The organism is Nocardia anaemiae NBRC 100462, from assembly GCF_001612725.1.
GTDB lineage: Bacteria > Actinomycetota > Actinomycetes > Mycobacteriales > Mycobacteriaceae > Nocardia > Nocardia anaemiae.
Genome location: NZ_BDAZ01000044.1, coordinates 11,761 through 35,853, shown reverse-complemented (window position 1 = coordinate 35,853; position 24,093 = coordinate 11,761). Strand labels below are relative to the sequence as shown.

Genomic DNA, 24,093 nt, shown 5'->3' with positions numbered 1-24,093 from the left:
CGGCGATGACTATCGGAAGGCCAGCGCGCCGAGCGTATCCGCGTGCCGGTACTGGAGATATTTCTTGACCGTGTCCGCGGCGACGGCCGCATTGGCGGTGGCCACCGTGACCACGACGAACTCCTTCTCGGTCCCGTCGCGCCATTTGCCAGTGACGAAATTGTCGATGTAGGTACCCGGTCGCAGGTGCAGGTCCTCGTCGGTGAACTTGCCGAGTGCGGCCGTGGCCTGGCCCTCGGTCGACATCGCGAGGACGAATTGGGTGATCTTCAGCCCGCCGCCCTCGGCCCGGTACACCATTTCGGCGGCGTACTGGCAGCCCAAGCCGGTGAGCTTGCCGTTGATCTCGAAATCGCGGCAGTTGGCGTGGTCGCGGCCCTCAACCCAGTCGGCGTGCAGTTCGACGCTATCGAATTTGAAGTTCCAGTCACCGGCGAAGTCGTGGTAGGTGAGCTTGCCCGTGGGCGGCTGGCCCGTGGGCGGGGTCGTCGTGGTCGTTCGCGGGATGCTGGTGCGCGGAGCGCTCGTCGCTGGAACGACGGTGGCCGTGGCATTCGATGCCTGTGATGGGTCCTTGTCGCGTCCGGTGATGACCACCAGACCGACGCCGACCACGGCGAGCACCGCGACCAGTCCGAGCACCACCGCGACGATCACACCGGTCTTCGATTTCGGTGGCGGGCTCGGCGGCGGCGCGCTGGGATATCCCATCGGATAGCCGGTCTGACCCCAGCCCTGCTCCACCGGCTGCCCCCACGGTGCCGGATCCTGCCGCGGCTGCTCCCCGTAACCGTACGGATAATTCACTGCCTGCCCACCTCTCCCGCCGGGGCGGCGACCCCCACCCATCACGTACTGATCGCGATCCGATCCCCCGGCGTTGCAGGTTCGGCCAGCTTAGCCGGTGAGCAATAAGCCCAGCGCAAGACCGAACATCACGGCCGCGATCACCGAATCGAGTACCCGCCATGCGATCGGGCGGGCGAATAACGGGCCGAGTTTGCGGGCGCCGTAGCCGAGCGAGGTGAACCAGATGATGCTGGCGACCATCGCACCCGCACCGAGGAACCAGCGGTCCGGGCTGGTGTAGGTATTGGCGAAGGAGCCGAGCAGCAGCACCGTGTCCAGGTAGACGTGCGGGTTGAGCCAAGTCAGTGCCAGGCAGGTGAGGACGGTCGCGCCGAGTGCGACGGTGGCGCCGGTGGAGTCGGCGGTCAGGCTCGATGCCGCGAAGGCGCGGCGGGCGGCGAGAAGGCCGTAACCGAGTAGAAATGCGGCTCCGGCATAGCGGATCACCGTCAGCAACACGGGGGCCGATTGGACCACTACACCCAACCCGCCGACTCCCGCCGCGATCAGCACGATGTCGGAGACGGTGCATACCGCGACCACGGCGAGCACATGTTGGCCGCGCAGACCTTGTCGCAGGACGAAGGCGTTCTGCGCGCCGATCGCCACGATCAAGGAGAGTCCGAAGCCGAGTCCAGAGATGGCCGCCAGGGCCGCCGATGATGCCGTCACATGTGTCGACGCTAGGTCCGTTGCTTCAACCAGGCCAGCTAAAGATTCTGAAGTACCTTTACTATTTCTTAATGGACCTGCAGCTCGATCAGCTCCGCGCGCTCAACGCGGCGGTCACCGAGGGCACCTTCGACGCGGCCGCGCGCAGTCTTCGCGTGACGCCGTCGGCGGTCAGTCAACGCATCAAGGCGCTGGAGGACGCCGCCGGTCGCATCCTGCTGCAACGCACGAAACCGGTGCGGCCCACCGAATCCGGGCTCGCGGTGCTGCGGTTGGCGCGACAGATCGAACTGCTCGCCGGAGATACCGCACGCGAACTCGGCGATGTCGATCGTCCCGCGGATCGGCCGATCCGGGTGCCGATCGCGGTCAATGCCGACTCGCTGGAAACGTGGGTGATGCCAGCGTTGCGGCAGGCGCCCGCCGGTGTGTGTTTCGAGATACATCGCGAGGACGAGGAGCATACGACTCGATTGCTGCGCGACGGAACGGTGATGGCGGCGATCACCGCCACCTCGTCGGCGGTGCAGGGGTGTCGGGTGGAGCGGCTCGGCGCCATGCGTTATCGGCCCATGGCGAGTCCGCGGTTCGCGCGAACCTGGTTCGCGGACGGTCCGACGGCCGAGGCGTATTCCGTTGCGCCGGTGGTACTTTTCGATCGCAAGGACGATCTGCAGGATCGGCAGCTGCGGCGGCGGTGTGGTCAGCCGGTGGATCCGCCGCGGCATTATGTGCCGTCGTCGGCCGGATTCGCGGAGGCGATTCGGATCGGGCTCGGGTGGGGGATGTTGCCGGATCTGCAGACCCGAGGTGGGCGGGACCTCGTGCCCATCGATGGGGATTCGTATATCGACGTGCCGCTGTTTTGGCAGCAGTGGAAGGTCGATTCGCCTGCGCTCAGTGGGGTTGCGGGTGCTATCGCGGCTGCCGCGGCCGAGGCGCTGTCAGATCGTCCACGGCGGTGACTTCGGGAAGGCGGTCGATGCGCGGTGGAATGGGGCGTGGTCGTTTCCTCGCTTCAGCGTTCTCGGCTTGAAACAGGGGCGGTTTCGCCTTGGCGGACGGTGATTACTCCTATGAGGATCAGGGCGCCGCCGAGGAGTTGGAGGGGGCGGGGTGACTCGCCGAGGAGGACCCAGGCGAAGGCCAGGGCGGCCAGCACTTCGAAGAGGGCTACGAAGGAGGCGAGGCGGGATCCGAGGAGGCGGGTGGCGGCGATGCCGGAGACGTAGGCGAGGGCGGCGGTGATCGTGCCCAACGCGAGGACCGGGAGCCACCAAGCGACGCTGAAGTTTTGGAAGACAACGGGATTGGTGGTCGCTCGGAGGGGGACGATGCCGATCACGCCTGCCGCGAGGAGGGCGAGTCCGCCGAGGAGGAGGCCACCGGCGGCCAGTACGGTGCCCGGTAGCGTGCCGTCGCCGTGGGCGGAGAGCAGGAAGTATGCGGCGGCTCCGATCATGGCGGCGATGGCCCAGGCGATGCCGATGCCGCTGGCAGCCAGGCCCAAACGCAAATCGATGACCAGGATCAGGCCCGTCATACCGAGTAGTGCGCCGAGAACCATTGCCGCACTGGGTCGTTGGCTGTGACGAAGCCACAGCCAGCCGACAACGGCGACCGGCGCGGTGTATTCGATGAGCAGCGCGACGCCGACTTGCATATGGGCGACGGCGTTGAAGTAGGCGAGTTGGGTCCCGGCAACGGCGAGAAGGCCGTACGCGGTGATCAAGGATGCGTTGCGGCGCAACAGATCCCAGTCACCATGGAGCTGCACCAACGCGATCGGCAGCAGCACCGCCGCGGCGACCAGCACACGGACCGCCACCACGGACGCGGAGCTCCAGCCCGCATTCATCAAGCCGCGAGCCAGTGAACCGGACAGCCCGAACGAAGACGCGGACACTACCGCGCAGAGCAGTCCCATCCGCAGCCGCTGCGCAGTGCTGTCATTAGTCATCGTATCCATGACTCATGACGCTAAGGCTGGTCGGGTAATATGTCAACATGGTCTTTGCTCATGACACTGAGGCGGCGCTGGTTGCCGCGGTGGAGCTGGTGAATTCGGCGGAGGAGCCGGATACGTTGACCGAGATCGCCCAGCTCGACGCGTTTTTCGTCAAGCACGTCTACACCGGCGCGCACTCCGGGGACGCCGCCGAGCTCGCTGCGGTGCGAGCCTTGCGCACACCCTTACGTCGGATGCTGACCAGTGATCGCGATACGACGGTGCGGCTGATCAACGAGACGCTGGCGAAGCATCGGGCCCTGCCGCAACTGGTCCGGCACGGCGAGGTCGACTACCACATCCACGCGGTGCCCGCGCAGGCTCCGCTCCCGGTTCGCATTGCCGTCGAGACCGCGATGGCCATGATCGATCTGGTCCGCTCCGACGAGCTCAGTCGGTTGTCCCTGTGCGCCGACGAGAGCTGCGAAGGCCTGGTCCTCGACCTGTCCCGTAATAGATCACGCCGCTACTGCAGCACCGCATGCGGAAACCGCAACGCTGTCGCCGCCTACCGCGCCAGAAAGAAGTGAACGACCAGCCGATGCGATCAGCATGCATCCTTGGCGGCATCGGCCGAGAGGGCAACTGCGCCAGCGCATGGTGATCATCCGTCCAGGGGCGTCAGCTGTCGACGTGGATGTGGGGGCGGTTGGCGGGGTTGGGGACGGCGCGGCGGATGATTTCGCGGGTTACGGGGGCTACCTCGCCTTCGCCGATGAAGAGGAATTTGAGGAGGTTGACCAGCGGGTTGCCTTCTGTCCATTCGAAATAGACGTGTGGTTCCAGGTCGGTGCGGTCGCGGATGGCGAGCAGGATGGCGGCGATGGAGTTGGGGATGGCGGTGGCTTCGACGCTGAGGATGCGGTAGCCCTCGAGATCGAGGCCGGTGACGCGCAGGTCGGTGCTGAAGTCGGAGGCGTCGCGGACGATGACCTCGAGGAACAGGATCGGGGCGTCGGCGGGGATGTGGCTCTCCAGGCGTTGATCCGCTTCCTTCTCCCGATACTCCTCGGGCCTGCGCTGGTCGATGTCGTGGGTGACGATGCGGATCATGCCCTCGGCCGCGGCCTGATCGATCATGCGGGCGGCGGTTTCATCGAAAGTCACCTCGATGGCGCGCAATTCGAAGGAGCGGCGGGCGCGCGAAGCGAACGATATGACGATGATCGCCACGATGAACAGCGATGCCAGCTGCACACCCTCGGGACGTTCGAAGACATTGGTGATGGTGGTGTAGACGAAGACCGCCGATATCGCGCCGAAGCCTATTACCTTGTTGCGCTCGGCCTTCCGCGCGGCCGACAGGGTCACCGCGACCGCTGCGGAGGTGATGAGCACGAGCACGCCGGTCGCATACGCACCGCCCTGGGCGTCGACATCGGCGTCGAAGTACCAGGTGATACCGAAGGCGATGGCCGCGAATACCAGCACCAGCGGCCGCACGGCACGCGCCCACTCCGGCGCCATGCCATAGCGAGGCAGGTAGCGCGGCACCAGGTTCAGCAGTCCGGCCATGGCCGAGGCGCCCGCGAACCAGAGGATCGCGATGGTGCTCACGTCGTACACGGTGCCGAACATATCGCCGAGGTATTTGTGCGCCAGCCAGGCGAGCGCTCGACCGTTCGCGGACCCACCCGCTTCGAATTCCCGCTCCGGAATCAGCACGACCGTAATGAAACTCGTCACGATGAGGAAGCTGCTCATGATCAGGGCGGAGGTGGTCAACAGCTTGCGCGCACCCGCGATGCGAGCGACCGGGTTCTCCTCGGAATCCCCTGGCGCACCCTTGATTTGCGGCATGACGGCGACACCGGTCTCGAAGCCTGACAGTCCGAGCGCCAGCTTCGGGAACACCAGCAGCGAGACGCCGATCATCGCCGCGACATTGCCGTGTTCGGCGGTCAGCGCATGCGTCCAGTCGACGACGAGATCACCGGCGGTGAGCACGTGATACAAACCGACAACGGCGACAATGACATTCAGTGATAGATAAGCACCGACCAACGCAACCGCGATCTTTATGGCCTCGGCGAAACCCTTCAGAAAGATCGCCGCGAGCAAGGCCAGCAGAACCAGCGTGATGATCAAGTTGTGATTGTGCAGAGCCGCAGGCACATAAGGGTTTTCGACGATATGGGCGGCACCGTCGGCGGCGGATAGGGTCATGGTGATGACGAAATCGGTTGCCGCGAACCCGAGCAGCACCAGGATGAAGATCTTGCCGGTCCAGCGCGGTAGGTGTTCGGCGAACATGGCCAGCGAACCGCCGCCGTGTGGGCTCTCCCGCGCCACCCGCCGATATACCGGTAGCGCCCCGAACAGCGTCAGCGCGACGAGCACCAGTGTGGCCAGCGGCGACAGCACACCGGCCGCGACCGCTGCGATACCCGGCTGATAGCCGAGGGTGGAGAAGTAGTCGACACCGGTCAGGCACATCACCTGCCACCAGGACCGCTCGTGTTCGGCATCGCCCGGTTTGCGCATCGGTCCCGCATGCTGCGAATAGCGCTCATCGGTCGCGCCCTGTAGGAGCCAGGCCGAGAAGGGTGAGCGCGTGCGTTCGTCGGTTGTGGTCACGTTATTTCCTTGCGATGTTCGTCCGGTGCCGCGGATTGTCGCCGACCCGGGCAAATCTACGGGAAACATCAAACGGACAATGAAGGCGTCACCACTCGGCGAAGGAGCCGTCCTTGCGGTGCCAGATCGGATTTCGCCAGCGGTGGCCCTGTTCGGCGGCGCGGACCACCGCCGCTTCATCGATCTGGATGCCGAGGCCGGGGGCTTGCAGCAGGTCGACGTAGCCGTCGCGGTAGGCGAAAACCGTCGGGTCGGTGAGGTAGTCGAGCAAGTCGGAGCCGGTGTTGTAGTGGATTCCGAGGCTTTGCTCCTGGATGAGCAGGTTGGGGGTGGCGAAACCGACCTGGAGGCTGGCGGCGAGGGCAATAGGGCCGAGGGGGCAGTGTGGGGCGAGGGAGATATCGCGGGCCTCGGCGAGCGCGGCGATGCGACGGACCTCGGAGATGCCACCCGCGTGCGAGAGATCGGGTTGGACTACCGCGATGCCCTGATCGAGCACCGCATTGAAATCCCAACGCGAATAGAGCCGTTCACCGGTGGCGATGGGAATGCTTGTCGCGCGGGTGATCTCGCCGATCTGGCTGCTGCACTCCGGGACGAGTGGTTCCTCGACGAAGAACGGCAGATACGGTTCGAGCAGCGGCAGCACCCGTCGCGCCATCGGAATGGATAGGCGGCCATGGAAATCGACGGCGATATCGAAGTCGTCGCCGGTCGCCTCGCGTACCGCCGCAACTCGATCGACAATGCCTCGGGTCGCGCGCGGTGTATCGATCAGCTCCAATTCGGCGGAGCCGTTCATCTTGATCGCGGTGAAGCCCTGCTCTTTTCGCTCCACCGCGGCCCGCGCGACATCATCGGGGCGATCGCCGCCGATCCAGCTGTACACCCGGACACGATCACGGACGGCACCGCCCAGCAACTGCCAAACCGGTACGCCAAGAGCCTTTCCGGTGATATCCCACAGCGCCTGGTCGACGCCCGCGACCGCACTCGACAGGATCGGTCCGCCCCGATAGAAACCGCCCTTGGTCAACACCTGCCAGTGCGCTTCGATGCTCATCGGATCCTTGCCGACGAGGTAGTCGGCCAGTTCGTCGACCGCGGCCGCGACGGTGTGCGCGCGCCCCTCGAGCACCGGCTCGCCCCAACCGGTGATGCCCTCGTCGGTCTCGATCTTCAGGAAGCACCAGCGCGGGGCGACCAAGTAGGTGGTGAGTGCGGTGATCTTCACCGTGACTCCTTTCGCACGCTCCAGCCGCCGTCGACGACCAGGTTGGCACCGGTGATGAAGGACGCGTCGTCGGAGGCGAGGAAGGCCACCGCGGCGGCGACCTCCTCGGGTGCGCCCATCCGGTCCAGGGCGGTGGCCTGGGCTGACAGCCGTCGACCTGCCTCGTCTACGTCATCCCATACCGGGGTGAGAATCGGTCCGGGCAGCACGGCATTGACCCGCACGCGCGAGCGCCCGTACTCGACGGCCAGCTGCCGAACCAGTGCGGTCAACCCGCCCTTGGCGGCGGCATAGACCGGATATCCGGGTAGCCCGAACTGGGCATGCACACTGGATACCGCGACCACATTGCCGCCGCGGCTACGCAGATCGTCGATGAAGGTGTGCAGGCCCAGGAACAGCGGGGTCAGGTTGACCGCGAGGCCGTCATCCCAGGCCTGCCTGGTCAGTTCGTGTGCCGGGATGGTGGCCTGTCGGGATGCGTTGCTGCACAAGAAGTCCAGCGGTCCGAAGAGCTCGTTGACGCTATCGCGTAGCTCGATCCAGGAATCCTCCCAAGTCACATCGCACCGGACGAATTCGGCTCGGTGACCGGCCGCGCGGATCTTCGAAGCGACCTCGCGCCCAGCGGTTTCGGCGATATCGGCGATAACCACCGCCGCGCCCTCAGCGGCGAGCCGGTGGGCGGTGGCCGCACCGATGCCGGACGCACCCCCGGTGACGACCGCGACCCGGTCTGCCAGACGACTCATGCTCTTCCCCTCATCGGTTGATATCGGCGCCGGTGAGCAGGCCCAGCTCGTGCCGCAACGGCAGGCCAGCCCAGTCACCGGGTACGGATACGGCGAACGCGCCGCAGGTGGCGGCCAATTGCAGGCTGTGCCGCACGGAGCCGTTGTCGAGCACACCGGCGAGGTAGCCCGCGACGAACGCATCGCCCGCGCCGACCGGGTCGACGCTGCGGATCTGCACCGCTGGCTGCCGGATGAGCTCGCCGTTGTGTTGTGCGAGTGCGCCTTCGGATCCGAGTTTGATCACCACTTGCGAAGGGCCCAGTGCGGCAAGGGATTCCGCCATCGCGGCCGGGGTAGCCGCCGGTACCAGGATCGCTGCCTCGTCCGTACCGGCGAAAACGATATCGGCGCGGGAGATCAGCTTCGAAAGTTCCACGGCGGCGTCTGATTCCGACCACAACGCACGGCGGTAGTTGATGTCGAGGGAGATGGTCGCCCCGGCATCGACGGCGGCGTCGAGTGCGGTGTGGACGGCGTCGCGGGCGGATGGGCTCAGTGCCGGGGTGATGCCGGTGAGATGCAGCACCCGTGCGGCGGCGATCTGAGCGGTATCAATATCGTCGGCCGACAATCGAGATCCGGCGAAACCCTTGCGGTAGTAGGTGACTCGCATGTGGTCGGCGGTTCGACGCTCGCGCAGCATCAGTCCGCTCGGCAGTTCCGGATCGATTCGGCACCGCGAGATATCGACCTGTTCGGCGCGGAGTCGATCGAGCACCATGGTGCCGATCGCATCGGCACCGACGCTGCCCACCCATGCACTCTCGTGCCCCAACCTGCGGACGCCGATGGCGACCGTCGCTTCCGCGCCCGCGAAATCCATCCGCATCGCCGCACCTGGAGCCAGCGGACCGGGCTCGGTTGCGGCGACGACACCGAGTGCTTCGCCGAGCGTTACCAATCCGCCGGTCATCGCGCCGACTTTCGCGCACCGAAAGCCACGGTGACCGCAATCGGATTACGGAGATCAGCGGGCATCGCAATGCCTCCCGGACACCTCGACCGCGATCCGATCGCGCGAAACAGCCCGCGCAGCAACATTATCGCGCGCACACTCGACCGCGACCTGCCCCGGCAAACCAGATCTCACGGCAACGCCTCCCGCGCACACCGTCGCGACCGCACTCCGGTCCCGCGAAATGAACCTCACAGCAACGCCTTTCGCACCACTGACGCACGCTCACGCAGCGCATCCAGATCACCGCCGACGCACGCGTCACCCACGAGCGGCGAGCCCATGCCGAGGGCCCTGGCACCCGCATCCATATACGCCCGAGCATCGGCGAGCCCAATACCGCCCGTCGGCACCAGCGGGATCTCTTTCAGCGGCCCTCGAATCGCCTTCAGATAAGCGGGACCGCCGACCGAGGCCGGAAAGACCTTGACCATGGTCGCTCCCGCTTGCCACGCGCTGTGGATCTCGGTGGGCGTGAACGCGCCACAGATCACCGGAATACCCATGCGGCGGCCCTCCTCGATCACCTCGGTGCATACCGTCGGTGTGATCAGATATGCCGCACCCGCATCCACCGCTCGAGCGGCATCGTTGGCGGTGAGCACCGTGCCCGCACCGACCGGGTGGGCGGATCCGGCGCAGTCGCGCAGTGCGTCCAGTGCGCCCGGCGAGTTGAGCGTGAACTCCACCGCCGTAATGCCCGACTCGTGCAATACGGCGGCCACCTCGGCGAAGCGAGCGGCCGTTGGGGCGCGCAGGATCGCGATTACCGGCGGATCCAGGGTAAGGACGTGATCGGTCATGAGTTGCTCACCAACCTCGCATCGGAGTAGGTATTCGTCGCAAGACCGGTCACACCCGGCCGACAGGTGAACAGCCGACCGGCATCCGGATCGGGAGAACCTTCTGCGGCCGTTGTGATTACGAGGACATCCAAGCCAGGCCCGGCGAAGGCGCAACTGGAAACCTGCGCCGGGCCTACATCGATCACCGCATACGGCCGACCCGATGGATCGAACGAACGCACCTGTCCCGCACCCCACACGGCGACCCAGACGAAACCCGTTGCGTCCACGGTCAATCCATCGGGCATACCGTCCGGGAACTCGGCAAAGGTACGCCCATTGCGGAAAGTGCCGGTGGCCGAGTCGTAGTCGAACGCCTCGACTCGATGTGTCGGGCTGTCCGCGTAATACAGGGTGGCACCGTCCGGGCTCCAGCCGAGACCATTGGAGATCGTCACCTGCTGTCGCACGGTACTCAGCTCGCCATCGGGATCGAGTCGATAAAGCGCCGCTGTTCCCGGGATTTCGTCTTCGGACATGGTCCCGGCGAACAGTCGCCCCCACGGGTCGGCCTTGGCATCGTTCATCCGCCGCCGAACCCCGTCATCGGGCAGCGACAGCGCCGCGACCTCGGTCATTGTGCCGTCAGCGATATGCAGGAAGGTGTCGACGGCAGTCGCGATCAGCCCGCCCGACGCACACGGCACCACCGCGCTGACCCGCTTGCCCACCGCCACGGTGGATCGCTGTACGAGGTCGCCGTCGCGCAGTGTCGCGCGATGGATGCGTCCGGCGGGAATGTCCACCCACAGCACCTCATCGGTGCGGTCATCCCAGACCGGTCCCTCACACAATCTGCCCGGCCGCGGCGAGCACGGATCGGCTTTCAGTTCGATCATCATTCGCTCCTGACGGGTGCTAGGTCGGCAACCCGACCGCACGTTCCCCACTGCGCCGCTGCTGAATGACAACCGCCGCCACCAGCAACGACCCCTGAGCGACGTTCTGCCAGAAGGTATTCACGCCAACGACGTTCAACCCGTTGTCCAGCGCACCGAGCAGCACGACGGCCAGCAGCGTGCCCCCGATCGTGCCCTTGCCGCCCTTCAGCGCACACCCACCCAACGCCGCCGCGGTGATCGCCTTCAGCTCGAGCCCTTCACTACCCGAGACCGGCTGTCCGGAGCCGGTTCGCGCGGTCAGGATGATCCCGGCAATAGCCGCCACCGCACCCGCGAGCACGAATACCGCGATCAGGTATTTGTTGATATTGATACCGGAAAGCCTTGCGGCCGTGTCATTTCCACCGATGGCATAAATATTGCGCCCGATATCGGTGTACTTCAGCAGCACATGCATTCCGATCGCGACCACCGCGAGGATGACCACCGGCACCGGCAGACCCAGAATCTTGCCGCGCGCGATGAAGATGAACACATCGTCGCCGAGCACGAAGCCCTGTGCCTTGCCACCGGATATCAACTGCGCGACGCCCTTGAACGCGGCCAAGGTGGCCAGTGTCGCGATCACCGGATTGACGCGACCGTAGACGATGATCAACCCGTTGACCGCCCCGAGCACCAGCCCGACACCGATCGCGGCCAGAATGCCCAACCAGGCATTATCCGCGGTCGCGGTGAAGGCCATCGCGCTGATCACCGAGGCGACACCGGCCTGCGAGCCGACCGAGATATCGAGCGCACCACAGATGATCACGACCGTCTGGACCACGGCGAGCAGACCGAAAACGGTTACCGCCTCACCGATTCCGGCCAGATTCGCCGGATCCAGATAGCCGTCGTTGAGCCAGGCGAAGATCGCGACGACCACCACGAGTGCGCCGATGAGGCTGAGATTTCCGGTGCCGATCGCCTGCACCAGTCGACGCATGGCCGCGCCGGGCGCCGACACCGAGGGTGCGGCGGTCTGCACCGGGATCGAAAGTTGTTGGTCTGTCATGGGTTTCCTCGCGATGTATGCGACAGGTCGGCGGCCATGGCCAGCGCGAGAATCGCCTCCTCGCTGGCCTCTTCGCGGTCCAGTTCACCGGTGACCCGGCCGTGCTGCATGACCACGATCCGGTCGGCCAGGCCGAGCACTTCGGGTAGTTCCGAGGAGATCACCAGCACCGCGACACCGGATTCGGCCAGTTCCTCGATGATGTGGTAGATCTCGATTTTGGCGCCGACATCGACGCCGCGGGTGGGCTCATCCAGAATGAGCACCTTGGGTTTTCGGGCCAGCCAGCGGGCCAGCACCACCTTCTGCTGATTGCCGCCGGAGAGCTTGCGCACCTCCTGCTCGATGGAAGGTGTTCGCACCCTGAGCGATTCGACATATTGGCGAGCCAGCCGCCGCTCTTCCCCGCCTCGGACGAACCGCAGCCGCCGCAAGCGGTCGAGCATGGCGAGCGAAATATTGTCGCGCACACCGCGATGCAGCAGCAGCGCTTGCGCCTTGCGTTCCTCCGGCGCGTACCCCATCCCGGCTCGCACCGCATCGCGCGGCTGCCGCAGACGCAGCTTCTTACCCTCCACCCGCACCTCGCCGGAATGGATCGGCAGATCACCGGCCAGCGCCCCGGCCAGTTCCGAGCGACCCGCACCGACCAACCCGGCCAGCGCGACTACCTCACCGGCGTGCACCCGCAAACTCACGTCGTGGACGTCGTCGGTGCTCACCGCATCCGCCTCGAGCACAACCCGCCCCGGCGTATTGTGCTTGCGCGCGAACAACGTGGACAGATCCCGGCCGACCATCATCCGCACGATTTCACGATCGGTGGTGTCGGCGGTCGCCCGCGCACCGACCAGGGCTCCGTCGCGCAGTACCGCGACCCGATCGGCCAGCCGGAAGATCTCCCGCATCCGGTGTGACACATAGATCACCGCGAGACCCTGCTCGCGAAGTCGACCGATCAGCGCGAACAGCGATTCGGTCTCGTGGTCGGACAATGACGAAGTCGGCTCGTCGAAGGCGATCACCTTGGCATCGGTGGTCAACGCCCGCATGATCTCCACCAATTGCCGTTGCGCCGCAGTGAGTTTCGAGCCGACAGTGTCCGGGTCGAGGTCACGGTCGAAGCCGAGTCGGGCGAGGTCGGCGCGCATCCGTTCGCGTAGCGCGGCGCGGTCGAGCAGGCGGCCCGAGCGCCGCGGCAGCGATCCGAGATAGACGTTCTCGGCGACGGAAACATGCGGCACGATCTCCGGCTCCTGGCCGATCACCCGGATTCCGGCCGACCGCGCGTCGGCGGGGGTGGCCAGCTCGAGTCGCACACCATCCAACTCGAGCCAGCCACCGTCCGGGCGGTGATCGCCACCGAGGATGCGGATCAGGGTGGATTTACCCGCCCCGTTCTCACCCATCAGTGCGGTCACCGCACCAGCGGGAAAATCCAGGCTCACGTCGCGCAGGGCCGGCACCCCGGCGAAGCTCTTGCTCAGCCCGGATACCCGCAGTCCGGTCAGCTGCATGTGACGCCCGCCTGCTGCCAGTTGGTCGAGTCGACCATCTTGGTCGGCGCATAGGCCTCGGGCGGCATCTGCTTGCCGTTCTTCAGGTAGTCGTAGATCGTCTGAACCGACAGTGCGCCAACGTCTTTGCCATTGATGAACAGTGCCGCCTTGAAGCCGGTCGGCTTGCCGCCGCGCCATTCCTTGCAGGCCAGGTAGGCGCCGAGACCGACGCCGAGCACATTATCGGCGGAGTATCCGGCATTCTGGATCGCCGCGACGCCACCGCTGACGTTCTCGTCGTTGCAGCCCATGACAATCCAGTTCTTCACCGACCGATTGCCCGACACCGTCGCGGAGATCTTGTTCTGCGCATCCGACGGGGTGTTATCGGTGCCGACCTCGATCACCTTGACGTCCACACCGGCGGCGTCCTTGAATGCCTTCTGGTTGGCCTTGACCCGGTCGGTGCAGACGGTCACATCCTGTTTCCAGGCGTCGATGATCGCGGTCTCCTCCGGCTTCCAACCGGCCTTCTTGAAGTCCTGACCGGCGCGGGTGCCGACCTCGGTGCCCATCTGGGTGCCGCTGAAGCCGACCCGGGGCACCAGATTGTCCTTCGCGCAGGACGACGGATCCGGACCGTTCGTACAGACCTGGTCATCGGAGGTCAGCAGCGCGACACCACCGGCCTTCGCGAGCTGGGCGACCTGCGGGCCGACCGACGGATCCGGCACCACGACGATCACACCGCTGGCCTTCTGGTTCACCGCGTTCTGCACCTCGGTGACGGCCTTGTTCGCGTCATTGCCGAGATTCACCACCTTCAGATCGATGCCCAACTCCTTGGCCTTGGCCTTCGCCCCCTCGGCCTCGCCGATGAAGTACTCCTGATCGCCCTGCTTCTGGGCGTAAACCAGGCTGATCGCGCCGGTGTTGTGCTGCGGACCGCTCGCGTGCGAATCGTCCTTGCCAGATGAGCAGGCCGATGCGGCCAGCGCGAGCGATACCCCGCAGAAAACGGCTCTGGTCCAACGGCTTCGGTGGGTCCAGGACATGGGGTGCTCCTCTGATGCTGCGCCGGGCACTCGGCGACTTGTAGTGACCTGGGTTACAGTAGGACTTCGGATAACCGTTGTAAATAGTGTTGTCCGAAGTGCTCGGGTAGCGTCTGCGAATATCAATCGGAAGGAGATGGCCCGACCGTGTACCAGCTGACCGCGCGCGATATCCGACGCCGGAATCGGTTCTCCGTATTGCAGGCGGTCTACGCCGCCGCGGGCCACACCAGCCGTCAGGAGATCGCCCGCGCCACCGGCCTCTCGTTCGCGACGGTGGGCAATATGATCGCCGAACTACTCGATGTGGGTGTGCTCGCCGAACTCGGCTACGACGCGCCGGGCATCGGGCGGCCGCGTGCGCAACTCGCGATCAATCCGGCGCGGGGCATGCTTGTCGGTGTCGATATGGCCGAAACCAGTATTCATTTCGACCTTTTCGACTTGGCGATGTCGGTGCTGCGATCGGTGGAGATTCCGGTGGATCCCGCGGCCACCCGGCCCGAGGATGTCACCGAGCTGATCGTGCGCGGCATCGCCGAGCTGACTGCCGACGATGCGGAGCGGGTGCTCGGTGTGGGTTTGAGTGTGCCGGGTCTGGTGGAACCCGAGGGCGGCGTTTCGGTGTTCTCGCCGTACTGGGACTGGCACGACGTGTCGTTGAAATCGCTGCTGCAACCGCGGGTGCCGCATCCGCTGTATCTCGACAATCCGCTGAAAGCCAGTACGGCAGCGCATCTTTGGTTCGGCGCCGGTCGGGATGTGGACGATCTGATCGTCGTCACGCTGCGCGCCGGAGTCGGCATCGGTGTGGTCATCGATGGCACGCTCTATCGCGGCGTGACCAACAGTGCGGGCGAATGGGGGCACACGAACCTCGTCATCGACGGACGCGAATGCCGCTGCGGACGCCACGGCTGCGTCGAGGCCTATGTGAGCGCGCGCGGCATCGTGCAGACCCTGCGCGAAATCGCACCGGCCAGTCCACTGCTCGCGGCCGACGATGCCGCCACCATCGCGGCCATAGCCGCCAGCGACGATCCGGTGGCCAGCACCGTCATCGAAAAGACCGGTAACTATCTGGGTGTCGCCGTCGCCAACCTGGTGAACCTCTTCAACCCGCGCACCATGGTCTTCGGCGACCTGGTCGCGAACGTCCTCGGCGAACGACTCATCGACACAACCCGCCGGGTCGCCGCCCACCACGCCATGTCCGACCCCTTCGCCGCGGTCACCCTGCAACTGTGCACGCTGCCGCACAACCCGGTGAGCCTCGGCGCCGCCACCTTCGCCCTCGAAGGCTTCCTCGCCGACCGCGAAACCTTCGGCTCCATAGCCGCCCGCCGCGCCATCCGCTCGAGCACATAGTGCCGGTTCCGGATTGCCTGCTATCCGCCTCCGGCAGCTCGCCGAGCGTAGTAGGCTGGCGGTCGAATTCGGCGCGCGAGCGACCACCATTCGGCTACGTTCGACGGAACTGTCAGAGCCGGACCGAATACGACGAATTGCCCTCGAGCTGGAGTGATTTCAGCCGATCGACGCCGACAATGCGTGAGCGAGTCGTTCCAGCCAAGTGTTCACGTCGAAGTCGATGTCCATGTCACAGGGAGCCGAGTGGCACGCGGCGAATTCTTCCCAGTCCACTCGCCAGGCGCGGATCGTCTCGGGCCCGAATCCGTGCGCCTTGTCGCCGAGCACTGTACGGAGCAGCCGACGTGTCAGACGTGTCTGTGGGCATTCGGCCAGCAATACCGCGTCGTAGAGATCTTTGCCTGCGGCGCAGTTCTTCTCCGTCGAGTCGGTGTGCAGCCACAGCAGCTTCCAGGCCAGCGACAGCTCACGGCTCGCGGTGATCACGGGGGTGGGCGGGCCGCTGTCACCGCGCGGAATGGCCGTCCAGACCCGTTCGTCCGGGAACATTTCCTCGGTCGCGAAATCCAGCTGTATCGCACGCGATTTCAGGCCGGGGGCGTGCCACGGCACCCGGATCCGGACTCCGGAAGTGTCATATCCGTAGGAGTAACCCCATTGTTCGTCGGCTTCGACGGCGTCGGCATCGAGGACGACACCGCGGCCCGCATGTGGATCGTTTCCTATCGCGTCGACCAAGTCCGCCAATATCGAAGGCCGATTGTCCTTCTCGGCCTGCCACCACCCCTCATCGGCCCGCATCCAGCGCAGGCCCTCCGGGGGCAGTACTGGACGGCTGCCGAACGTAGCGAACTCGTCCTCGGTCCATATCGGGTATTCGGCCGCCCCCGCCACCGCCTCGGGCCACTGCTGGACCCAGGTGATGTCGTCGACGTAGGGGAAGGGGTCGAGTGGGTCGGGAAAGTCGGCCGCTGACAGGCCCGGCGCAATCCAATCCAGATCGGCCGGAGGTCGTGCTTGTTCGCCCACCCACGCCTGCAGCGTCATGCTGCCGCGCAGCACCAGCCCGGTGGACCACTCCGCGCCGACGACGAGAGCGAGCATATGGTCCAGGGCCGCCCGGTGCGCATCATCCTCGGTCATGCGCTACCGCAACCGATTCGGTAATCCATCCGGCATCGAGTACCGGGTGGTCGTCGTGCACGACGAACTCCCGCTCCAGCTCGATCGCCGCGAACCCGGCGGCCGCCAAGTCCGCGAGCAGAGCCGCGAGCCGCTCGCCCGCCTCGGGCAGACCGACGCCAAAGGCCCGCTGCGTAACGAACCGCTCGTGCCGCCCATGTCCGGCTGAGCGCCGAGCATTGCGTGAGACGTGCGCCGCGTGCGGCTCGACGACAGCGCGCACGCGCGTCGCATCCGCCGCACCATCGAGGACGAGCTTGACATGATGCTCGAAATAACAGCCCGCCGGTAGCGCGGCCGCCTCCTCGGTCGTCTGGGGGATCTCTTCGTTGAACGGGCTCGCCTCGATCTTGGTGCGAGCCAAGCAGAAACCGGCCCCGGTCAGTGCGCGAGCATGTGCCTCGACCGCCCGAATCGCGTCGGCACGTGTGCCCGAGACAGTGAACGTGAGCATCGGCTGGTCCGGCACGGCTCCACGATCGAGCACGATCCTGGTGTAACGAAGGTCGCGGGCGGCGGCCAACTCCACCAATCGTGGTTCGTCCGAAGGCAGCCGCACTGTCATATGCGCCTCGAAATCTCCTGCGAACTGATGTTCGATCACCACGGATCCAACCTAATGCGACCGTCGCGCCGGTCGAGTGCCAAGACTGGGAAGCCCGCCGATAGTATCGCTGGCGTGCACCATGGCTGCTGGCGTCACGCTGCGGTGAGTGCTATCTCAGAGGTCGGCGACGGCGCGCACCAATTCGGAGATGTGCTCGAAGTCCTCATCGATGAACGGGCCGGGGCGGCCCAGCACGACGTGCTGGATGCCGACCTCGGCGAAGCGAGCGAATGAATCCGCCTGCTCCGCAACCGATTTGTCCGGATACCAGTAGGCGACCATGGTCTTTTCGATGTCCTCGTACGAACGGCCGACCGCTTCGCAATGTCCTCGCAGGACTTGGAGTTTGGCTGCAACAGTGTCGACCGATTCGCCGAAGAGGTTGCAGGCGTCGGCGTATCGCGCGACCAGGCGCAGTGTCTTTCGCTCTCCTTGGCCGCCGATCATGATCGGCGGGTGCGGGCGAGTCAGCGCGTTGGGGACGTTGAGTGGGCGTTCGAGGGTGTAATGCTTTCCGAGAAAAGGCTTTTCGGAGCCCGACCACATCTGCTTCGCGATCCGCAAGGTTTCCTCCAGTCGCTCGTACCGCTCGGCGGTCGGCGGGAAGAACAGGCCGAGGCCCGCGGCTTCATCGGCATTCCAGGCCGCACCGATGCCGAGCCAGGCGCGGCCACCGGAGAGCACATCGAGGGTCGTGACGCTCTTGACCAATAGACCAGGATCCCGATAGCTGACGGCGGTGGCCAAGGCGCCGAACCGGATTCGCTCGGTCCGCGCCGCGATATATCCCAGGGCGGCATAGGCCTCGAGCATGTCGTGTTCCGCCGGGCCGTTCGAACCGATCTGGAACAGATGGTCCATGACGAACACCGAGTCGAGCCCGGACTGATCGGCGGCGCGCACGATCCGGTCGACCCGCGGACCGATCGCGGTCGGCGAATCCGGCCAGGTGAAGTCGGCGAGGGAAATACTCAGTCGCATACGCCGAGCGTGGCACGACCGTCGCATGCCGGGGAGGCACCGTCGGTCCTAGGACGGCAGCGGCGGGGAAGGCGGGAAGGTGATCGGAAGTGCCGTAAGTGCGCGGTGGAACGGTCCCGGCCGCCAGGTCAGCTGATTGGACGGCACCGCGAGGCTGATCTCGGGCAGTGCGTCCAGTAGTTGATCGATGGCGTCCTGCGCGATCAGATACGCCATCGAATTCGCGGGGCAGATGTGCGGTCCGGCGCCCCAGGCCAGATGGGAGCGGTTGCCCGCGTACTGATTCGCGACAATCGCCGGATCGGTATTGCAGGCGGCGATGCTGATGACGACCGGCTGGTGGGCGGGTAGCCAGACATCATCGATCAGGATCGGCTGGCGCGGAAAACTGAAGCAGAAATTCGCCATCGGCGGATCGTTGAACAGCACCTCGTCGAGCGCGTCGCGGGTGGACAGGGTCCCGCCGAGCACACTGCCGCCGAACCGCTCGTCGGTCAAGATCAGCAGCAGGGTATTGACGATCAGATTCTGTTGCGGCTCGATGCCCGCGCCGTACAGCGTGCCGAGCTGGTGCACCATTTCGCTATCGCTGAGCCCCGCCGGGTGCCGCAGCATCCGGGTGGTGATGTCATCGCCGGGATCGGCCCGCTTGAGCTGGGTCAATTCCAGCATCGCCCCGACCAGCAGCTGGTTGCCGTGCTCGGCGTCGATGCCCTCGAAGATCGCGGCCATACCGGTCGCGGCCTGCTGCGCGATATCGGCCGGACACCCGAGCATGGCATTGAGCACCGCGAAGGCGAGCGGAAACGCGTACTGGCGCACCAGATCCGCCGACCCATCGGCGCAGAACGAATTGATCAGCGGGACAGCGAGTTTCGCCACCGTATCGTGCAGTTGATACTGATCGACCTTCTCCAGGCCCGCGACATTGGTCTGCCGATACCTGGCATGTGCTTCACCGGCATTGCGCAACGCATTCGGTCGCCACTTCATCATCGGCAGCACCGGGCAGTCCGCGGCCACACTCCGCTGCCAGGTGCTCGGATCGGCCGGAAAATGATCCGGATCATTCATGATCCCCAGGGCCGTGTAATAGCCGACCACCAAAGTGGCGGGCACCCCCGGCGCCAGATCCACCGGCACCAGCGCCCCGTAGCGCTCCCGCATATCCCGATACGCCCGATGCGGATCCGCCGCGAACTCCGGCGTATACAACGCCACCCGCGGACCGTCCGTGTCGATCGGCGAAGTGAACGACGCACGGCTGTGCGCCGAAGACGGCATCGTCATCGAGAACTCCAGGCATTCGAACAAACAAACCCCGTGAGCCTAAGCACCCACCCCACCCCACCGCACCCCAAACGCAAATAACACTCCAAGGCTGGTCGAACGATCGCCATGCGCTGGTGGCGGCATCGCCCGAGAGAGCGCTAACACCAGCACATGGTGATCATCGGTCCAGCTGCGGTGGCGTGGCGGTGCGGGTGAATCGGAGGGTGAGGAGTTGGAAGGGGCGCAGGTGGACGCGGATTCCTGTGCCCTCGGGTATAGCGGAGGTATGTTGCAGTGGGCGTTCCAGTAGGTCGCAGGTTTGGAATTCGGCGACAGCGAAGCTTGCGGTTATCAGCGCCGAGGCTCGGCCGCCGTGGGCCTCATAGACGCGGAGCAGGACGTCACAGCTGCCGTCGTCCGCGAGCTTGACGGCACTGGTCACCACGGCGTCGTTGTCGATAATGAACAGTGGCTCAACGGGTTCGGCGACACCCGGACGTGTGCTCAGGTTGATCCGGTAGCCCGCACGCACCGCATCCCCGATCGATGCGCCGGGGAGCAGTGCGTGCCGGAAGTGGTGCCTACCGTGGTCGGTGTCCGGATCGGGGAACCGCGGCGCCCGCAGCAGCGAACACCGCAGTGTTGTCGTTGTTCCGCCATCGGCGCGAACGGTGCGGGTGACGTCGTGACCGTATGTCGAGTCATTGACGAGCGCCACGCCCCACCCGGGCTCGGCGACGTGGACGAAGCGGTGATTGCAGGCCTCGAACTTCGCGTACTCCCAGCTGGTGTTGGTGTGGGTGGGCCGGAAGATGTGCCCGAACTGGGTCTCGGATGCATAGCGGTCGGCGTGGATATCGAGGGGGAAGGCGAGTTTGAGGAATTTCTCGGTCTCGTGCCAGTCGACGGTGGTGTCGATATCCAGACCGCGCGCACCCGCCCGCAGCGTCAGGGTCTGCTCGACCTTGGAAGACCCGAAAGAGCGACCGACTCGCACCACTGCCTTGTCCTTCGAATCCGATTCTGCCGCAACGAATTCCGCTTCGGTCAGGTCGATGGTCCGGTTTCGGTAGAAGAGATCGACATCCCAAGCGTCCCAGGAGTTCGGGAAATCCGGGTGCAGCTGTAGAAGATTCGCGGCCGAACCCGTTGGCAGCGTCTCGCGCTGATGTTCGAGATCCAACACCGACACGACGAGCCCCCGCGCGTCCACTTCCACCCGCAGCAGACCGTTGTCGAGGACGAAGCCGCCACCCGCACGCTCGGCCACAGGGCACGGACCAGCCGAGTCCGCCACAGCCGCCGCACCGGCCGGAACCGATCGCCAGGTGTGCGGCGTCGGGTTGAACACATTCGGTCCCACCCGCTCACCGCCGAGAACCCATTGCGCCCGCTCGATGATCGCCGTCAACTCCTCGGCCACCGCCGCGTAGGTCTGCTCGGCCTCGCGGTGCACCCATGCGATCGACGAGCCGGGCAGAATATCGTGGAACTGGTTCAGCAGCACCGTCTTCCAGATGCGGTCCAGTGCCGCGTACGGATACTCGAAATTCTTCCGCACCGCCGCGGTGGCGGCCCACAGCTCGGCCTCCCGCAGCAGGTGCTCACTGCTCCGGTTGCCCTGCTTGGTTTTCGCCTGACTGGTCAATGTGCCGCGGTGCAACTCCAGATACAGCTCCCCCACCCATACCGGCCGGTTCTCGTATTCGGCCTCGGCCTTGGCGAAGAAGCCGGACGGGGAGTCCCACACCACTTTCGGCGAACCCTCCAGGTCGGCCATCCTGGCGGCCTTCGCGATCATCTCCCGCGTCGTGCCACCACCGCCGTCGCCCCAGCCGGTCGGTGCGAGTGATATCGACGCACCGCCCTTTTCCTTGAAATTCCGTGCGGCGTGGGCGATCTCACGCCCGTGCATCGAACAGTTGTAGGTATCGACCGGCGGAAAGTGGGTGAAGATCCGGCTTCCGTCGATCCCCTCCCACAGGAAGGTATGGTGCGGAAACTGGTTGATCTGGCTCCAGGAAATCTTTTGTGTCAGTAGCCATTTAGATCCGGCGGCCTTGATGATCTGCGGCAGCCCGGCGGCGAACCCGAAGGTGTCGGGCAGCCATGCCTCTTCGTTCTCGATACCGAATTCCGCCAGGAAGAACCGCTTGCCGTGCACGAATTGCCGCGCCATCGCCTCCGAACCCGGCATATTCGTATCCGCCTCGACCCACATCCCGCCGGTGGGCACGAACCGTCCCTCCGATACCGCCTGCTTGACGCGCTCGTAGACCTCGGGACGGTGTCGCTTGATGAAGTCGTACTGCGCGGCCTGGGACATGGCATAGATGAACTCGGGTTCGTCGGCCAGCAGGGCGGTCATATTCGCGGTCGTGCGCGCGACCTTGCGCACCGTCTCGCGCAGTGGCCACAGCCACGCGGTATCGATATGCGCGTGCCCGACCGCGGAAATCGTATGCGCGGACGGTGCCGCAGGCTTCGCGAGCACATCGACAAGGCATGCGCGCGCCGCCGCGGCGGTGGCGTTCACGTCGTGCAGATCGACCGCGTCGAGTGCGCGCTCGATCGCACGCACGATGTCATAGCGGCGAGCAGGCTCCTCGGGCATCTCGTGCATCAGCTCGCCGAGCACCTCCAAGTCCTGTACCAGCTGCCAGACCTCGTCGTCGAAAATAGCGAGATCCATTCGGCCCAGCCGATATTGCGGCTCGGCACCGGCGGTGGACTTGTCACCGAGAGAGTTCGGCGCGAAGAAGGGGACGATCGGGTTCGAAGCCGCCTCGACGTGCAACAGCACCGCCTCGCCACCGACCGCCGGAGACGCCACCCGCACCCACTGGTTGCGCGGATGCAGTCCCTTCACCGGCGACCCATCGGACCGATAGACCAGACCCTCGCACTGGAAGCCTGTCATATTCCGGTCGAAGCCGAGGTCGATAATCGCCTCGACGGTTTTGCCCGCCCACTCGGCGGGCACGGTGCCCTCGACCGTGAACCAGCTGGTCCCCCATGGCGCGCCCCACCTGGCACCGGATTCGATAGGTGTCCGGGGCGCGGCCAACCCTTCGGCAACCGGCACCGGCTCATCCGGCGCGACCCAGATCGATGCCCGCAGCGGCACCGACTCCGGATAGATCGCCGGAACGATCCGCTCGGTGAGGACCCGCCCGAGGCGACTTTCGATCAACCGACGGTCATCGTGCACAGTGCTGGCTCCCATCGGAGAAGTGATCACCAACGCCCTATTGTCCGACAGCACGGTGAATTCCGGGCGCGGCCAGCCCCTTTTCTGGCCCAACTCAGGACCTGATAGCCAGCACGAGCCTGCCTCCCATGCCGAAACCTGTCGGATACCTCAACAGCGCCAATATTGGGAAACGTTATGTGTCGAAATCAGGAAGACTCGAGCCCATGGCCACCATCCGGACCGAAATCGTCATCGAAGCTTCCGCACAACACATTTGGGATGTGGTCCGCGATGTCGGTGCCGTGCACACACGCCTGCTCCCCGGCCGAGTCGCCGACACCCGCATCCAGGGCGTCGAACGCTTCCTCACATTCCCCGACGGCCACGTGATCCGGGAACTGATCGTTTCTATCGACGACCGGACCCGCCGCCTGGCCTACTCCGTCGTGGACGGCGCGAGGCCATCGCTGGACTACCACCACGCATCCTTCGAGGTCCACAGCGAAGGTGAGCACGGCCGCCTGATCTGGATCACCGACGTCCTGCCCGACACCATCGCCGCCGATATCCGAATCCGCACCGAATACGGCATCAAGGAAATGAAGCAGGCGATAGAAGCATCGGCACCACCCCGGCTGCCGTGACGCCGGAGGAGTCACCGGAGGCTGGACCGCACCGCCAGAACATGATCACCGAAATCGCCCGCGACCCTCTCTTCGTGGATTCGGCGATATTCGCGTCGGCATGAGCGCGGCCCTCGGCCTACGTCATCGACGCCACCGGCCTGCCTCCGCGGGAAGTCGCAACCCGCATCGCCGCGGAGGCAGGCCTAACGGTGGTTCCGATCGAGACCTGACTAGTCGGCCCCGCCATCGCCGTCACTGGAATCTTCCCGACCGTTGGCCTCATAGCCACCGTTCTCGGCGCATGTGCTTTCTGGTTCCGGGTCGCAGATCGTCGGTCGGTACGCCTCTTGTCGACGGGTCCATGCCGCAGCGGCGGCATGCTCCGCCACGTGTTTGCTCCACTCCCACATAACAGTCCCCCTCAGAATCGAAATCACTTGCGCACACGCGGTTTACAGAGACCCCGACCCGCGC

21 protein-coding genes are annotated in these 24,093 nt (G+C 65.4%); 4 read left to right on the top strand and 17 right to left on the bottom strand.

The genetic code is table 11. From position 1 onward, the window contains the following. Positions 1–9: 9 nt before the first annotated feature. Together NA5_RS24045 and NA5_RS24040 are read right to left on the bottom strand one after the other, a co-directional pair. Complete coding sequence (locus tag NA5_RS24045) at positions 10–807, bottom strand: hypothetical protein (RefSeq protein ID WP_062989822.1); 798 nt, start codon at positions 805–807, stop codon at positions 10–12. A 90-nt stretch (positions 808–897) separates the two neighbouring features. Further along, positions 898–1,521, bottom strand: coding sequence for a LysE/ArgO family amino acid transporter (locus tag NA5_RS24040; protein ID WP_174555266.1), 624 nt, complete (start codon positions 1,519–1,521; stop codon positions 898–900). Positions 1,522–1,592: 71 nt separating this feature from the next. Between NA5_RS24040 and NA5_RS24035 the strand changes: the two genes are divergently transcribed. Then, entirely contained in the window at positions 1,593–2,486 is an 894-nt protein-coding gene (locus NA5_RS24035; protein ID WP_062989820.1) for a LysR family transcriptional regulator ArgP, read from the top strand. Positions 2,487–2,539: 53 nt separating this feature from the next. Here NA5_RS24035 and NA5_RS24030 read toward each other — a convergent pair whose 3' ends face one another. Beyond that, on the bottom strand, positions 2,540–3,490 hold the full coding sequence (locus NA5_RS24030; protein ID WP_062989818.1) for an EamA family transporter: 951 nt from the start codon (positions 3,488–3,490) through the stop codon (positions 2,540–2,542). A 38-nt stretch (positions 3,491–3,528) separates the two neighbouring features. Between NA5_RS24030 and NA5_RS24025 the strand changes: the two genes are divergently transcribed. Beyond that, positions 3,529–4,059, top strand: a complete 531-nt coding sequence (locus NA5_RS24025; RefSeq protein ID WP_062989816.1) for a CGNR zinc finger domain-containing protein — start codon at positions 3,529–3,531, stop codon at positions 4,057–4,059. 91 nt (positions 4,060–4,150) lie between these two features. Here the strand turns inward: NA5_RS24025 and NA5_RS24020 are convergent, their stop codons facing one another. The 9 genes from NA5_RS24020 to NA5_RS23980 form a co-directional block, all read right to left on the bottom strand. Next, positions 4,151–6,013: an APC family permease gene (locus NA5_RS24020; RefSeq protein WP_245672375.1), complete on the bottom strand. Its 1,863-nt coding sequence runs from the start codon at positions 6,011–6,013 to the stop codon at positions 4,151–4,153. 181 nt (positions 6,014–6,194) lie between these two features. Then, the gene (dgoD, locus tag NA5_RS24015; RefSeq protein ID WP_062989812.1) at positions 6,195–7,340 is read right to left on the bottom strand and encodes a galactonate dehydratase; all 1,146 of its coding nucleotides are present in this window, start codon (positions 7,338–7,340) and stop codon (positions 6,195–6,197) included. After that, on the bottom strand, positions 7,337–8,092 hold the full coding sequence (locus tag NA5_RS24010; RefSeq protein WP_062989810.1) for an SDR family NAD(P)-dependent oxidoreductase: 756 nt from the start codon (positions 8,090–8,092) through the stop codon (positions 7,337–7,339). The genes dgoD and NA5_RS24010 overlap by 4 nt, the downstream gene beginning before the upstream one ends. Before the next feature lie 10 nt (positions 8,093–8,102). Beyond that, the gene (locus NA5_RS24005) at positions 8,103–9,047 is read right to left on the bottom strand and encodes a sugar kinase (RefSeq protein WP_062989808.1); all 945 of its coding nucleotides are present in this window, start codon (positions 9,045–9,047) and stop codon (positions 8,103–8,105) included. A 233-nt stretch (positions 9,048–9,280) separates the two neighbouring features. Then, positions 9,281–9,892 carry a bifunctional 4-hydroxy-2-oxoglutarate aldolase/2-dehydro-3-deoxy-phosphogluconate aldolase gene (locus NA5_RS24000; RefSeq protein ID WP_062989806.1) on the bottom strand — a complete coding sequence of 204 codons (612 nt, stop codon included), beginning with the start codon at positions 9,890–9,892 and terminating at the stop codon, positions 9,281–9,283. Beyond that, on the bottom strand, positions 9,889–10,773 hold the full coding sequence (locus tag NA5_RS23995; RefSeq protein WP_062990000.1) for an SMP-30/gluconolactonase/LRE family protein: 885 nt from the start codon (positions 10,771–10,773) through the stop codon (positions 9,889–9,891). Before NA5_RS23995 ends, NA5_RS24000 begins: the two co-directional genes overlap by 4 nt. A 19-nt stretch (positions 10,774–10,792) precedes the next feature. Further along, positions 10,793–11,833, bottom strand: coding sequence for an ABC transporter permease (locus tag NA5_RS23990; protein ID WP_062989805.1), 1,041 nt, complete (start codon positions 11,831–11,833; stop codon positions 10,793–10,795). Continuing rightward, on the bottom strand, positions 11,830–13,350 hold the full coding sequence (locus tag NA5_RS23985) for a sugar ABC transporter ATP-binding protein (protein ID WP_062989803.1): 1,521 nt from the start codon (positions 13,348–13,350) through the stop codon (positions 11,830–11,832). Before NA5_RS23985 ends, NA5_RS23990 begins: the two co-directional genes overlap by 4 nt. Next, the gene (locus NA5_RS23980) at positions 13,341–14,387 is read right to left on the bottom strand and encodes a substrate-binding domain-containing protein (protein WP_062989801.1); all 1,047 of its coding nucleotides are present in this window, start codon (positions 14,385–14,387) and stop codon (positions 13,341–13,343) included. Before NA5_RS23980 ends, NA5_RS23985 begins: the two co-directional genes overlap by 10 nt. Before the next feature lie 147 nt (positions 14,388–14,534). On the opposite strand from NA5_RS23980, the gene NA5_RS23975 reads away from it, so the two are divergent. Next, positions 14,535–15,755 (top strand): ROK family protein, encoded by a 1,221-nt coding sequence (locus tag NA5_RS23975; RefSeq protein ID WP_062989799.1) that lies wholly within the window; start codon positions 14,535–14,537, stop codon positions 15,753–15,755. A 159-nt stretch (positions 15,756–15,914) separates the two neighbouring features. On the opposite strand, the gene NA5_RS23970 is transcribed toward NA5_RS23975, so the two are convergent. The 5 genes from NA5_RS23970 to NA5_RS23950 form a co-directional block, all read right to left on the bottom strand. Beyond that, entirely contained in the window at positions 15,915–16,901 is a 987-nt protein-coding gene (locus NA5_RS23970; protein WP_062989797.1) for a nucleotidyl transferase AbiEii/AbiGii toxin family protein, read from the bottom strand. Then, complete coding sequence (locus tag NA5_RS23965) at positions 16,888–17,547, bottom strand: hypothetical protein (protein ID WP_218020147.1); 660 nt, start codon at positions 17,545–17,547, stop codon at positions 16,888–16,890. The genes NA5_RS23970 and NA5_RS23965 overlap by 14 nt, the downstream gene beginning before the upstream one ends. Before the next feature lie 114 nt (positions 17,548–17,661). Further along, positions 17,662–18,528 (bottom strand): LLM class F420-dependent oxidoreductase, encoded by an 867-nt coding sequence (locus NA5_RS23960; RefSeq protein WP_062989795.1) that lies wholly within the window; start codon positions 18,526–18,528, stop codon positions 17,662–17,664. A gap of 48 nt (positions 18,529–18,576) precedes the next feature. After that, complete coding sequence (locus tag NA5_RS23955) at positions 18,577–19,818, bottom strand: cytochrome P450 family protein (RefSeq protein WP_062989793.1); 1,242 nt, start codon at positions 19,816–19,818, stop codon at positions 18,577–18,579. A 160-nt stretch (positions 19,819–19,978) separates the two neighbouring features. Next, positions 19,979–23,011: an alpha-mannosidase gene (locus NA5_RS23950; RefSeq protein ID WP_062989996.1), complete on the bottom strand. Its 3,033-nt coding sequence runs from the start codon at positions 23,009–23,011 to the stop codon at positions 19,979–19,981. A 206-nt stretch (positions 23,012–23,217) separates the two neighbouring features. On the opposite strand from NA5_RS23950, the gene NA5_RS23945 reads away from it, so the two are divergent. Then, entirely contained in the window at positions 23,218–23,637 is a 420-nt protein-coding gene (locus tag NA5_RS23945) for an SRPBCC family protein (protein WP_062989791.1), read from the top strand. Positions 23,638–24,093: the final 456 nt, after the last annotated feature.